We start from the raw sequence: 12,086 nt of genomic DNA, 5'->3' as shown, positions 1-12,086 counted from the left end.
CTCCGCAATCGTCAACGGGTTTCGCGCCCCGGGGTCAGAACTGCTCGCCCTTCGCGGCACGCTCGCGCAGCGACGCCGTCGGCCGGAAGCGCTCGCCGTAGGTGTCGGCCAGGTAGTCGGCCCGCTCCACGAACTCCGACAGCCCGTACGAGTTCACGAACTGCAACGTCCCACCGCTCCACGGCGCGAACCCGAACCCGAACACGCTGCCCACGTTCGCGTCCCCGACCGAGGTCAGCACGCCCTCGTCCAGGCACCGCACGGTCTCCAGCGACTGGATGAACAGCAGCCGGTCCTCGACGTCGCGCTCGGTCACCCCGGCGTCCTCGCGCGCGTACCGCGCCAGGCCCGGCCACAGGAACTTCCTGCCGCCCTCGGGGTATTCGTAGAACCCGGCCCCGCCGGACTTCCCGGTACGCCCCTCGGCGACCAGGTCCTCCAGCACGCCGAACGCCGGGTGCCCGCCCAGCGCGCCCGCGATCGACGGGTCGTCGGCCAGCGTCTGGTCCCGGATCTTGAGCTGCAACGTCAGCGTCACCTCGTCGGACACCGCGAGCGGTCCCACGGCCATGCCGGAGCGCTTGGCGACGTTCTCGATCAGCGCCGGGCGCACGCCCTCGGCGACCATCGACACCGCCTCGGTCACGTACGTGCCGAACGTCCGCGACGTGTAGAACCCCCGACTGTCGTTGACCACGATCGGCGTCTTGCCGATCTGGAGCACGTAGTCGAACGCCCGCGCCAACGTCTCGTCCGAGGTCCGCTCGCCGCGGATGATCTCCACCAGCCGCATCTTGGGCACCGGCGAGAAGAAGTGCAGGCCGATGAACCTCGTCGGGTCGCCCACCGCCGACGCCAGCCCGGTGATCGGCAGCGTCGAGGTGTTCGACGCGATCACCGCGTCCGGCAGCGCCGCGGACTCGGCCGCCGGCAGCACCGCGTTCTTCAGCTCCCGGTTCTCGAACACCGCCTCGATCACCAGGTCGCACCCGGCGAGGTCGGCGTCCGAATCGGTCGGCGTGACGCCCGGGACCCCGTTCGCACCCCGGGTCGCGGCCTCCAGCGTGACGTCCTTGAGCACCACCTCGATGCCCGCCTCGGCGCTCACCTCGGCGATGCCCGCGCCCATCATGCCCGCGCCGAGCACGCCGAGCTTGGCCACCTTGGTCTGGTCCACAGTGGACGGACGGGAGCCGCCGGCGCCGATCTCGTTGAGCTGGAACCAGAACGTCGAGATCATGTTCTTGGACACCTGGCCGGTGACCAGTTCGAGGAAGTACCGGCCCTCCACCTTGAGCGCGGTGTCGAAGTCGACCAGCGCACCCTCGACGGCCGCCGCGAGGATCTTCTCCGGAGCCGGGTACGCGCCGTGCGTCTTCTTGCGCAGCACGGCGGGCGCGGCGGCCAGCAGCCCGTACACGTTCGGGTCGCCGAACTTCACGTCCGGCACCGCGTACCCCGGCTGGTCCCACGGCTGCCGCGGCGCGGGGTTGGCCGCGATCCACGCGCGGGCCTGCGCGACCAGGTCATCCGGCGAGGACGCCAGCGCGTGCACGAGGCCCGCCTGCAACGCCCGCGCGGGCCGCAACTGCTTGCCCTCCATCAGCAGCGGCAGCGCGGGCTGCACGCCCAGCAGGCGCACCAGCCGGGTCACGCCGCCACCGCCGGGCAGCAGGCCCAGGGTCGCCTCGGGCAGGCCCAGCTTGATCTTGTCGTCGTCGAGCACCACGCGGTGGTGGCAGGCCAGCGCGATCTCGAAGCCGCCGCCCAGCGCCGCGCCGTTGATCGCCGCGACCACCGGCTTGCCCAGCGTCTCCAGCCGGCGCAGCTGGCCCTTCACGTCCTCCAGGAAGCCCAGCGCCTCGCCCGCGTTCTCCGGCGTGAGCCGGATCAGCAGGTTCAGGTCGCCGCCCGCGAAGAACGTCTTCTTGGCCGAGGTCAGCACGACGCCGGTGATCTCGTCGCGCTCGGCCTCCAGCCGGGCGACCGCCGCGCCCATCGCCGCGTGGTACTCGGCGTTCATCACGTTCGCCGAGCCCGGCATGTCCATGGTCAGCGTGACGACGCCCGCTTCGTCGCGCTCGTAGTGGATGGTCATCAGACCCTCTCGATGATCGTCGCGATGCCCATGCCGCCGCCCACGCACAGCGTGGCCAGGCCCCGGCGCAGGTCCCGGCGCTCCAGCTCGTCCAGCAGGGTGCCCAGGATCATGCAGCCGGTCGCGCCCAGCGGGTGGCCCATCGCGATCGCGCCGCCGTTGACGTTGACCACCTCGTCGGGCAGGTCGAGTTCGCGCTGGAACTTCAGCACCACCGAGGAGAACGCCTCGTTGATCTCGAACAGGTCGATGTCCTCCACCGACAGCCGCGCCCTGTCCAGCGCCTTGCGGGCTGCCGGGGCCGGGCCGGTGAGCATGATGGTGGGCTCCGAGCCGACCACCGCGACCGACACGATCCGGGCGCGCGGGGTGAGGCCGAGGTCCTGGCCCGCGCGGGCGTTGCCGATCAGCATCGCCGCCGCGCCGTCGACGATCTGCGACGAGTTGCCCGGCGTGTGCACGTGGTGGATGCGCTCGACCGACGGGTAGCGGTCGATGGCGACCGCGTCGAAGCCGAGGTCGCCGTGGAACTGGAACGACGGCTTGAGCCCGCCCAGCCCGTCCAGCGTGGTCTCCGGCCGGATCGCCTCGTCGTGGTCGAGCACGACGAACCCGTTGCGGTCCACCACCGGCACCAGCGACCGCTCGAAGTACCCCTTGTCGCGGGCGAGCGTGGCCCGCTGCTGGGACTTCAGCGCGAACGCGTCCACGTCCTCCCGGCTGAAGCCCTCCAGGGTGGCGATCAGGTCCGCGCTCACGCCCTGCGGCACGAAGTTCGTGGCCAGGTTGGTCTCCGGGTCGGCCATCCACGCGCCGCCGTCGGAGCCCATCGGCACCCGCGACATCGATTCCACGCCGCCCGCGACCACCAGGTCCTCGAAGCCGGAGGCGACCTTGGCCGCCGCCAGGTTCACCGACTCCAGGCCGGACGCGCAGAAGCGGTTGAGCTGCACACCGGCGGGCCGCAGGTCCCACCCGGCCGCCAGCACGGCGGTGCGGGCGATGTCCGAGCCCTGCTCGCCGACCGGTGACACGACGCCGAACACCACGTCGTCCACGGCCGAGGTGTCCAGGTCGTTGCGCCGCGCCAGCGCCGCGAGCACCCCGGAGGCCAGGGTGATCGGCTTCACGCTGTGCAGCGAACCGCGCTTTCCCCTGCCACGCGGTGTGCGCACCGCGTCGAAGATCAAGGCTTCGCTCATGCTGCCACGGTAGGCAGCCCCGGCCCCCAAGCCCATGACCGCGCGGACTGACTTATTAGCTCACCGCGAGTTCCATCACCTCGCCGCACCCGGTGAAGCCCAGCCGCTCGTAGAGCCGGCGGGCCGGGACGTTCCCGGCGAACACCCGCAACTGCACGCGCCGCCAACGGTGCTCCCGCGCCCAGGCGAGCACCTCCGCCACCAGCGCCTCGCCGACGCCCCGCCGGCGGAACGGCGGTTTCACCCACATGGAGTACAGGTACAGCACGTCGTCGTGGTCCTCATGGGGCACCGTCCCCACCAGTCCCACCGGCTGAGGGGCTTCCGCGATCACTTTCACGCCCCACCTCGGGTGCAGGATCTCGCGCCAGCGGGCCTCGTCGTAGCCCTGCTCGACCGACAGCGTCGAGCCGAACGCGCCGGGGTCGCTGGCCAGTGCGCCGAGCCTCATGTCACGCCAGGTCGCCCAGTCCCTCGGGGACAGCCTCCGGAGGTTCATGCCCGCAGTGTTGCGCACGCGCCTGACAGTTGTGCTCACGATCTGCCGGCAGTTGTGGGTGTGGCGGTCATGGCGGGCGACCCCGGCCGGTGGGACCGTCGTCGGTATGCCAACACGCCGTTCCCCCTGGATGACCGACGACCTGGACCAGCTGCGTCAGCTCGCCCGGACGTTCTTCGAGAAGGAATCGGTCCCGAACCACGAGCGCTGGGCCGCGCAGAAGCAGGTGGACCGGGAGTTCTGGACCAAGGCGGGCGGGCTGGGCCTGCTGTGCCTGTCCGTCCCGGAGGAGTACGGCGGTGGCGGCGGCACGTTCGCGCACGAGGCGGTGCTGCTGGAGGAGCAGGCCCGCGCGGGCGACAGCGCGTGGGGCAACAGCGTGCACAGCGGGATCGTGGCGCACTACGTCCTGGCCTACGGCACCGAGGAGCAGAAGCACCGCTGGCTGCCGAAGCTGGCCAGTGGCGAGTACGTGGGCGCGATCGCGATGTCCGAGCCCGGCGGCGGCTCCGACCTCCAGAACATCAAGACCCGCGCGGTCCGCTCCGGCGACGAGTACGTGATCAACGGCTCCAAGACGTTCATCACCAACGGCGCGCAGGCCGAACTGGTGGTCGTGGTCGCCAAGACCGACCCGTCCCAGGGCGCGACCGGCATCTCCCTGCTGGTGGTGGAGACGCCGCTGGCCCCCGGCTTCCGGCGCGGCCGGGTGCTGGACAAGATCGGGCTCAAGGGCCAGGACACCGCCGAGCTGTTCTTCGACGACGTCCGGGTGCCCGCGGCCAACCTGCTCGGCTCGTCCGAGGGGCAGGGCTTCATCCAGCTCATGCAGCAGCTCCCGCAGGAGCGGCTGATCATCGCGGTGGCGTCGGTCGCGGGCATCGAGGCGGCCCTGGACCTCACCGTGGACTACGTCAAGGACCGCACCGCGTTCGGTCGGGAGCTGATCAAGTTCCAGAACACCCGGTTCACCCTCGCCGAGTGCGCCACCGAGGCCCGGGTGACCAGGGCGTTCGTCGACGAGTGCGTCGAGGCGCACCTCCAAGGCCGGCTCGACGTGCCGACCGCGGCGATGGCCAAGTGGTGGTCCACCGAGCGGCTGTGCCGGGTGGTGGACGAGTGCGTCCAGCTCTTCGGCGGCTACGGCTACATGACCGAGTACCCCATCGCGCGCGCGTGGGCGGACGCGCGCGTGCAGAAGATCTACGGCGGGACGAACGAGATCATGAAGGAAATCATCGCGAGGTCGCTCTAGTGGCCGGGCCGCTGGCGGGCCTGCGGGTGGTCGAGCTGGCGGGCCTCGCGCCGGCGCCGTTCGGCTGCATGGTGCTCGCCGACCTGGGTGCGTCGGTGGTCCGGGTGGACCGGGTCTCCGGCGGCACGGCCGTGCCCGGCGACGTGCTGGGGCGCGGCCGGCGGTCGGTGGGCGTGGACATCCGCCGGCCGGAGGGCGCGGAGGTCGTGCTCAAGCTGGTGGAGCGGGCCGACGTGCTGGTGGAGGGCTTCCGGCCGGGGGTGACCGAGCGGCTGGGCCTGGGGCCCGCGCACTGCCTGGCTCGCAACCCGGGGCTGGTCTACGGCCGGATGACCGGGTGGGGCCAGCGGGGGCCGCTGGCCGACCGGGCCGGGCACGACGTCAACTACATCGCGCTGGCCGGGGCGCTGGAGCCGATCGGCCGGGCGGGCGCGCCGCCCACCGTGCCGCTCAACCTCGTCGGCGACTTCGGTGGCGGCGGGCTGCTGCTCGCGCTGGGCGTGCTGGCGGCGCTGTACGAGCGCGAGCGGTCCGGGCGCGGGCAGGTGGTGGACGCGGCGATGGTCGACGGCGCGGCGCTGCTGACGACGTTCCTGCACGGGATGACGGCCGCCGGGGGCTGGTCGGGGGAACGCGGCGCGAACCTGCTCGACGGGGGCGCGCCGTTCTACGACGTATATGCCACCTCGGATGGAAAGTACGTGAGCATCGGGGCACTGGAGGAGAAGTTCTACGCGGAACTGCTGGTGGTGCTGGGTTTGGCGGATGCCGAGGTGCCGAATCGGCACGATCCAGCGCAGTGGCCCGCGCTGCGGGAGCGGATCGCCGCCGTCGTGGCCACTCGAACGAGGGATGAATGGGCGGAACGCGCGGCCGGCACGGATGCCTGCCTGGTGCCGGTGCTCGCCCCCGGCGAGGCCCCGACCGCGCCGCACAACGCAGCGCGCGGGACGTTTGTCGAGGTGGGGGGCCTGGTGCAGCCCGCGCCCGCACCCCGGTTCGACCGCACCCCGGCGGCGACACCGTCCGTGCCGCCGTCCGTCGGGCAGCACACGATCGAGGTCTTGGCCGAGTTGGGACTGCCCGACGCGGACATTGCGGAACTGCGTCGGACGGGGGTCGTCGGATGATCGGGAGACGATTGGCAGGCGGTCGGAAAATGGCCGCGAAAATACGCCCGTGGTGGGTGAAAGAATACTGTGCGGCCCGTACCGGCCCAATGACGCACGGTGGGTGCGTCAGCGCATGTGGGTGATCAGCGCGATCTGCGGCGGAGAGCTGACGATGTCGCGGAACCTCGGTGTTCGTGCCAGGGGGGGAGTGGGCGAGTGGCCCGTACCTAGGTCATCGGCCGGGGCTCGGGGACCCTTGATCGTCCGTTCGGGTGACTGCCAGGAGGGCTGGAGCGTGGCTCCCTGGTGGATCCTGCGCCCGGTCGTGGGATCAGGGCGGGTTCTCCCGTCATCGTCCGGGTGAATGAGGGACCATGGGCCGTAACGCGGTGGGCACGACGCCTGCCGGCCGGGCACCTGTGAACGGACGGAGAGGGTCTCGTGAACGTCAAGAAGGTGGTGACGCTGGCGGCCGTCGCGCTGCTGCTGTTCCTCCTGATCACCCAGCCCGATCAGTCCGCCGACGCGGTCAAGACCGGCGTCGGCTGGCTGCGCCAGGGAGCCGAGTCGATCATCACGTTCGTCCGCAGCCTGTTCCGCTAGTCCACGTCGCGGGGCGTGAGTGGTCTGGTCACCAGTGGTGACGGCGGGGCCCGGACGTTGCACCGTATGGGTGGAATGAGGGCTATAACGCGCTGGTAACAGGGTTTTTGACAATCCAGGGTCTAGCGGTTGTCGGTACCCGCTAATACGGTGCGCTGCATTGGCTGATCTTCGACCGACGAGGAGGCAGAATGGTCGAGGACTCCGGAGTCGACGAGCTGCTGCGGCAGTGGGCGGCTGAGCGCTCGGACGACGCCGAGTTGCAAGAGGTGAACCGGATCAAGGACGAGTGGCTGGCCGAGGCCCCGCCGTCCGCGCCGGGGATCCCCGTGCAACGGGCGAACGGCGGGTCGCGCGGACTGGTTCGGGTCGAATCCGCTGACCCGGCCTACGTGGCGGCGATGCGGAAGAGGGCACCCGAGGTGCCCGAGGTCCTGCTCGCGGCGGCCGCCAGCTACTGGCAGCTGGTGGGCGACCTGTCCGAGGCGGAGCGGTGGTGGGACGCGGGCATCAGCCCGTTGGACCAGCGCGCGCTCGACTACCGGGCGGCCGGGCTCACGCCCGCCGACCTGGGACGGCGTCTCGGCCCGATGACGGTGCTCCAGCACCTGCGTCGGGGCAGTGCGGCGGCCTGGTGCGTGGCCAGGTTGCAGCGGCAGCGCCGGGACGGCGTTGCGTGAACCAGCGCCGCGTTGTGAGGGCGCGGCGTCGAGTGCGGTACCAGCACCAACCGGGAGGGCGGGCTCCTGTGCGAGGAGCCCCTTCCGTCGAGAAGTGAACTCCGCGAAGTAGTGTGGGAGGGTGCCCGGCACCCTCCTGACACCCAAGCGGCTCGTCGTAGCGGCGGTCTGCCTGGTGTCGTTGATCGTGTGCTGCGGCCTGGCCTACTGGCAGTGGGAGCGGTTCTCCGAAGCCGGTGGCACGTTCCAGAACCTCGGGTACGTCTTCCAGTGGCCGCTGTTCGGCCTGTTCCCCCTGTTCATGGTGTGGCGGCTGCGCAAGCTCGCGGCGCAGCGCCGGGCCGAGGACGGGGCGGACCCGGCGGTCGGGACGCGGGAGCCGGTGGCGCCCGCGCCGCGGCCGGTGGTTACCGTGGAACCCGTCAAAACACCCGCGCACGACGACGAGGACGACGAGTTGGCGGCCTACAACCGCTTCCTCCGGCAGCTCAACGCGCGGGACCAGCGGTGAGCGAAGGCGGTCGGTAGGCGATGAGCGGTGCGTTGAGCCGGTTCCGGTTCATGGCTTACGTGGTCGGTGTCGGCCTGCTCCTGCTCGTGGTCGCGATGTTCGTCAAGTACATCGGCGACAACGCCGGGATGATGGCCGTCGTCGGCCCCGTCCACGGCTTCCTGTACGCCATCTACCTGGTCTTCACGGTCGACCTGGCGCTGAAGGCGCGCTGGTCGCTCAAGGGCTCCGCGCTGGTGCTGCTCGCGGGCACCATCCCGTTCGTGTCGTTCTACGCCGAGCGCAAGGTGGTCGAGAGCGTCAAGGCGGAACGTGCGCTGTGACCGCCCGCGCCGTCCGCGCCCGGAGCCGCTGTGAGCGCGTCGTGTGAGCTTGAGGTGCTTCCTGTCGGGTTGTGGGCTTCCGGCGCGTCTGCGGGCACGTGGCACGCCTCCGGGGCCGTCTCGCGCACCCGGTGCGCCGGCACCCGCGCGGTGATCGCCTCCGCCCGCCGCCCGCCCGTCGACGGGCAGGTCCCGCGCCACCGCCGTGCGACCTGCGGCCCGGCGCCGGCCGGGTGTTGTGACCGGGTCCCGGTTGACCGTGCCTACCAGGCACAACTAGCGTCTGGCGGTACCAACTGAACACGGCCGTCGATGTCGAGCGGGAGAGTCCCCGCAAGGGGCGCCGAAGGAGCAACTCCTCCCCGGAATCTCTCAGGCACAGCTACCGCCCGACGAAGGCAACTCTGGAAAGCAGGCGCTGCGCGCCTCGCCCACGGTGCAAGCCGCGCCCAGCGCGCGGTGAAGCTCTCAGGCTCATGACAGAGGGGGAGGCTCACTCGACGAGGAGTCTCCGATGGACCGTGTCATCCTTCACCAACGGCGGCCGACCGACCAGGTCGGTGTCATCGCCGTGCCCGCCACCAGGGAGGACCACCCCGTGGAAACCCGCCGGACGCCGCTGCACGCCGAGCACGAGGCGCTGGGCGCCCAGTTCACCGACTTCGCGGGCTGGCGGATGCCGCTGCGCTACGACAGCGAACTCGCCGAGCACCACGCCGTGCGCACGTCGGCGGGCCTGTTCGACCTGACGCACATGGGCGAGATCGTGCTGTCGGGCCCCGACGCCGGCCGCGCGCTGGACCACGCGCTGGTCGGCAACGCGTCCGCGATCTCCGTCGGCCGCGCCCGCTACACCATGATCACCCGGCCGGACGGCGGCGTGATCGACGACCTGATCGTCTACCGGACCGGCGAGCAGGAGTACCTGGTCGTCGCGAACGCCTCCAACGCCGCCGTGGTGTTCGAGGCGCTGGTGGAGCGGGCCGACGGCTACGACACCTCGGTGGTGGACAAGTCGGTCGACTACGCCCTGCTCGCGATCCAGGGCCCGGCGTCCACCGCGATCCTGGCCGGCCTCACCACCACCGACCTGGCGTCGGTCAAGTACTACGCCTCCTACCCGACCGAGGTCGCGGGCCGGCCCGCGCTGCTCGCCCGCACCGGCTACACCGGCGAGGACGGCTTCGAGCTGTTCCTGGACCCGTCCGACGCGCCGGCCGTGTGGCAGGCGCTGCTGGAGGCGGGCCGCGCGCACGACCTGCGGCCCGCCGGCCTCGGCTGCCGCGACACGCTGCGCCTGGAGGCCGGGATGCCGTTGTACGGCAACGAGTTGACCACCGAGCGCACCCCGTACCACGCCAACCTGGGCCGCGTGGTGAAGCTGGACAAGCCGGAGGACTTCGTCGGCCGCGACGCGCTGGCCGCCGTCGCCGACAAGGGCGTGGAGGCGAAGCTGGTGGGCCTCAAGACCACCTCCCGCCGCGCACCCCGGCACGGCTACCCGGTGCTGGACGCGTCCGGCGCGGTGATCGGCGAGGTCACCAGCGGCGCGCTGTCGCCGACCCTGGGCTACTCGGTCGCGATGGCGTACGTGCCGCCGGAGCACGCCGAGCCCGGCACCGAGCTGGCCGTCGACATCCGGGGCAAGCAGGAACCCGTGGAAGTCGTCGCGCTGCCGTTCTACAAGCGAAACTCGTAAGGGAGACACCATGTCCGAGCACTTCAACACCTCCCTCGCGGAGTTCGACCCGGAGGTCGCCGAGGCCGTCGCCGCGGAACTGGGCCGGCAGCAGGGCACCTTGGAGATGATCGCCTCGGAGAACTTCACCCCGGTGTCGGTGCTCCAGGCGCAGGGTTCCGTGCTGACCAACAAGTACGCCGAGGGCTACCCCGGCCGGCGCTACTACGGCGGCTGCGAGAACGTCGACGTGATCGAGCGCCTGGCCATCGCGCGGGTCAAGGAGCTGTTCGGCGCGGGCTTCGCGAACGTCCAGCCGCACTCGGGTGCGCAGGCCAACGCGTGCGCGATGTTCGCGCTGCTCCAGCCCGGCGACACGATCCTGGGCCTGGACCTGGCGCACGGCGGCCACCTGACCCACGGGATGCGGATCAACTTCTCCGGCAAGCTCTACAACGTGGTGCCCTACCACGTGTCGGAGACCGACGGCCGGGTCGACATGGCCGAGGTCGAGCGGCTGGCGACCGAGCACCGCCCGAAGCTGATCGTGGCCGGCTGGTCGGCCTACCCGAGGCAGCTCGACTTCGCGGAGTTCCGCCGGATCGCCGACTCGGTGGACGCCTACCTGATGGTCGACATGGCGCACTTCGCCGGCCTGGTGGCGGCCGGGCTGCACCCGAACCCGGTGCCGCACGCGCACGTCACCACCACGACCACGCACAAGACGCTGGGCGGCCCGCGCGGCGGCGTGATCCTGACCAACGAGGCCGACCTGGCCAAGAAGATCAACTCGGCGGTGTTCCCCGGCCAGCAGGGCGGCCCGCTGGAGCACGTGATCGCGGGCAAGGCGGTGGCGTTCAAGCACGCCGCGTCGCCCGAGTTCGCCGACCGCCAGCGCCGCACGGTCGAGGGCGCGAAGATCCTGGCCGACCGGCTGTCCCAGCCCGACGCGGCGGCGGTCGGCGTGAAGGTGCTCACCGGCGGCACCGACGTGCACCTGGTGCTGGTCGACCTGGTGGAGTCCGAACTGGACGGCAAGCAGGCCGAGGACCGGCTGCACGAGGTCGGCATCACGGTCAACCGCAACGCGGTGCCCAACGACCCGCGCCCGCCGATGGTCACCTCGGGCCTGCGGATCGGTACGCCGGCGCTGGCCACCCGGGGCTTCGGCGCGGCGGACTTCGCCGAGGTCGCGGACGTCATCGCGGCGGCGCTGCAGGCGTCGCCGGACCTGGCGGAGCTGCGGTCCCGGGTCGAGGTGCTGGCCGCGAAGCACCCGCTCTACCCGAACCTGTAAAGGTTTCCCGCCCGACACGTGATCCCCGGCCCAACCCCAGGCCGGGGATCACGTGCATCGGGGGGTGGCACTTCGGTCGGCGCGGAGGGTCTTGCTAGGCGGCGGGGGCCTGCACGCCGGGCGGCAGGCACTCGACGTTGCGCTTGCCGCTGGGCTGGACGACGAACCACGTGCCGCCCACGCCCTGGCCCTTCCACTGGCCGGGGGCCTCGTCCTTGGAGTAGGTGTAGAGCGCCCACCCGGCCAGCGTGACCTGCTCGGTGCCGTCCGCGCGCTTGACCGTGCCGACCAGGGCCTGGTCCACGCCCTCCAGCTTCGGCGTGCCGGCCGCCAGCAGCGGCGGCCAGGTCTCGGCGCACTTGCCCTCGCAGTTGGACCTCGGCGGGTTCGGCGAGTCCTTGTCGAACCGGTAGAGGGTGCGCCCGTCGCCGTCCTGCACGACGTCGCCCATCTTCGGCACGCTCTTGGCGACCAGGGTGACCGACGACCCGGCCGGCGCGGGCGCGGCCTGCCCCTGCGGCACGTCCGCCGGCGTCTCGGCGACCGGGTCCGCCGGGGTCTGCGACGTGGTCGCCGAGGGTGTCGCGGCGGGGGCGTCGTCGTAGGCGGCCTGCGCCGCCGCGCCCACCTGACCGGTCTGCGCCACGGTGGTGCCCTGGAGGCCCACGGCGTTCGAACTCCACACGACCAGCGCGAGCACGGCAGCCATGCCGCCCGCGACGGCGATGGCGATGCGGTTTCGTCGGATCACGCTCAACTCCTCCTCGGTCCGTCGATCGCTCCACCCACGACTACGGCCACCCCGGAGGGCCGGTTCAGCGCCGGACG

General features: G+C 71.6%; 12 protein-coding genes and 2 riboswitches. Of the genes, 8 read left to right on the top strand and 4 right to left on the bottom strand.

All coding sequences use genetic code 11. The features are described 5' to 3' along the window. Positions 1 to 34: 34 nt before the first annotated feature. The 3 genes from AC0HI0_RS25495 to AC0HI0_RS25485 are packed head-to-tail and all read right to left on the bottom strand — an operon-like array spanning position 35 to position 3,799. The gene (locus AC0HI0_RS25495; RefSeq protein WP_480926028.1) at positions 35 to 2,098 is read right to left on the bottom strand and encodes a 3-hydroxyacyl-CoA dehydrogenase NAD-binding domain-containing protein; all 2,064 of its coding nucleotides are present in this window, start codon (positions 2,096 to 2,098) and stop codon (positions 35 to 37) included. After that, positions 2,098 to 3,300, bottom strand: a complete 1,203-nt coding sequence (locus AC0HI0_RS25490) for an acetyl-CoA C-acetyltransferase (protein WP_480926027.1) — start codon at positions 3,298 to 3,300, stop codon at positions 2,098 to 2,100. Before AC0HI0_RS25490 ends, AC0HI0_RS25495 begins: the two co-directional genes overlap by 1 nt. Before the next feature lie 55 nt (positions 3,301 to 3,355). Further along, positions 3,356 to 3,799 (bottom strand): N-acetyltransferase family protein, encoded by a 444-nt coding sequence (locus AC0HI0_RS25485; RefSeq protein ID WP_480926026.1) that lies wholly within the window; start codon positions 3,797 to 3,799, stop codon positions 3,356 to 3,358. Positions 3,800 to 3,905: 106 nt separating this feature from the next. Here AC0HI0_RS25485 and AC0HI0_RS25480 point away from each other — a divergent pair, with 106 nt between their 5' ends. The 8 genes from AC0HI0_RS25480 (at position 3,906) to glyA (ending at position 11,258) form a co-directional block, all read left to right on the top strand. Continuing rightward, positions 3,906 to 5,054, top strand: a complete 1,149-nt coding sequence (locus AC0HI0_RS25480) for an acyl-CoA dehydrogenase family protein (protein ID WP_480926025.1) — start codon at positions 3,906 to 3,908, stop codon at positions 5,052 to 5,054. Next, the gene (locus AC0HI0_RS25475) at positions 5,054 to 6,184 is read left to right on the top strand and encodes a CaiB/BaiF CoA transferase family protein (protein ID WP_480926024.1); all 1,131 of its coding nucleotides are present in this window, start codon (positions 5,054 to 5,056) and stop codon (positions 6,182 to 6,184) included. The genes AC0HI0_RS25480 and AC0HI0_RS25475 overlap by 1 nt, the downstream gene beginning before the upstream one ends. Before the next feature lie 423 nt (positions 6,185 to 6,607). Continuing rightward, positions 6,608 to 6,769, top strand: a complete 162-nt coding sequence (locus AC0HI0_RS25470) for a hypothetical protein (protein WP_480926023.1) — start codon at positions 6,608 to 6,610, stop codon at positions 6,767 to 6,769. A 191-nt stretch (positions 6,770 to 6,960) separates the two neighbouring features. Then, positions 6,961 to 7,449, top strand: coding sequence for a helix-turn-helix transcriptional regulator (locus AC0HI0_RS25465; RefSeq protein WP_360735187.1), 489 nt, complete (start codon positions 6,961 to 6,963; stop codon positions 7,447 to 7,449). 121 nt (positions 7,450 to 7,570) lie between these two features. Next, positions 7,571 to 7,960 (top strand): hypothetical protein, encoded by a 390-nt coding sequence (locus AC0HI0_RS25460; RefSeq protein ID WP_480926022.1) that lies wholly within the window; start codon positions 7,571 to 7,573, stop codon positions 7,958 to 7,960. Between the two features lie 20 nt (positions 7,961 to 7,980). Continuing rightward, positions 7,981 to 8,283 carry a DUF3817 domain-containing protein gene (locus AC0HI0_RS25455; protein WP_015104135.1) on the top strand — a complete coding sequence of 101 codons (303 nt, stop codon included), beginning with the start codon at positions 7,981 to 7,983 and terminating at the stop codon, positions 8,281 to 8,283. Between the two features lie 310 nt (positions 8,284 to 8,593). Further along, positions 8,594 to 8,681: riboswitch (glycine riboswitch) on the top strand. 1 nt (position 8,682) lies between these two features. Then, positions 8,683 to 8,773, top strand: a riboswitch (glycine riboswitch). A gap of 108 nt (positions 8,774 to 8,881) precedes the next feature. Beyond that, positions 8,882 to 9,982 (top strand): glycine cleavage system aminomethyltransferase GcvT, encoded by a 1,101-nt coding sequence (gcvT, locus tag AC0HI0_RS25450; RefSeq protein WP_480934381.1) that lies wholly within the window; start codon positions 8,882 to 8,884, stop codon positions 9,980 to 9,982. 10 nt (positions 9,983 to 9,992) lie between these two features. Then, entirely contained in the window at positions 9,993 to 11,258 is a 1,266-nt protein-coding gene (gene glyA, locus AC0HI0_RS25445; RefSeq protein ID WP_480926021.1) for a serine hydroxymethyltransferase, read from the top strand. 94 nt (positions 11,259 to 11,352) lie between these two features. Here glyA and AC0HI0_RS25440 read toward each other — a convergent pair whose 3' ends face one another. Further along, positions 11,353 to 12,009 (bottom strand): COG4315 family predicted lipoprotein, encoded by a 657-nt coding sequence (locus AC0HI0_RS25440; RefSeq protein ID WP_480926020.1) that lies wholly within the window; start codon positions 12,007 to 12,009, stop codon positions 11,353 to 11,355. Between the last annotated feature and the right edge of the window lie 77 nt (positions 12,010 to 12,086).

Source organism: Saccharothrix sp. NBAS 001 (genome assembly GCF_056640475.1).
The sequence above is the reverse complement of the archived record's forward strand: the minus strand, read 5'-3'. Positions and strand labels throughout refer to the sequence as shown.

Coding starts and splice junctions, on each gene's coding strand:
- AC0HI0_RS25495 (WP_480926028.1), bottom strand. CDS start 2,098: ATGACCATCCACTACGAGCGCGACGAAGCGGGCGTCGTCACGCTGACC.
- AC0HI0_RS25490 (WP_480926027.1), bottom strand. CDS start 3,300: ATGAGCGAAGCCTTGATCTTCGACGCGGTGCGCACACCGCGTGGCAGG.
- AC0HI0_RS25465 (WP_360735187.1), top strand. CDS start 6,961: ATGGTCGAGGACTCCGGAGTCGACGAGCTGCTGCGGCAGTGGGCGGCT.
- glyA (WP_480926021.1), top strand. CDS start 9,993: ATGTCCGAGCACTTCAACACCTCCCTCGCGGAGTTCGACCCGGAGGTC.
- AC0HI0_RS25485 (WP_480926026.1), bottom strand. CDS start 3,799: ATGAACCTCCGGAGGCTGTCCCCGAGGGACTGGGCGACCTGGCGTGAC.
- AC0HI0_RS25455 (WP_015104135.1), top strand. CDS start 7,981: ATGAGCGGTGCGTTGAGCCGGTTCCGGTTCATGGCTTACGTGGTCGGT.
- AC0HI0_RS25480 (WP_480926025.1), top strand. CDS start 3,906: ATGCCAACACGCCGTTCCCCCTGGATGACCGACGACCTGGACCAGCTG.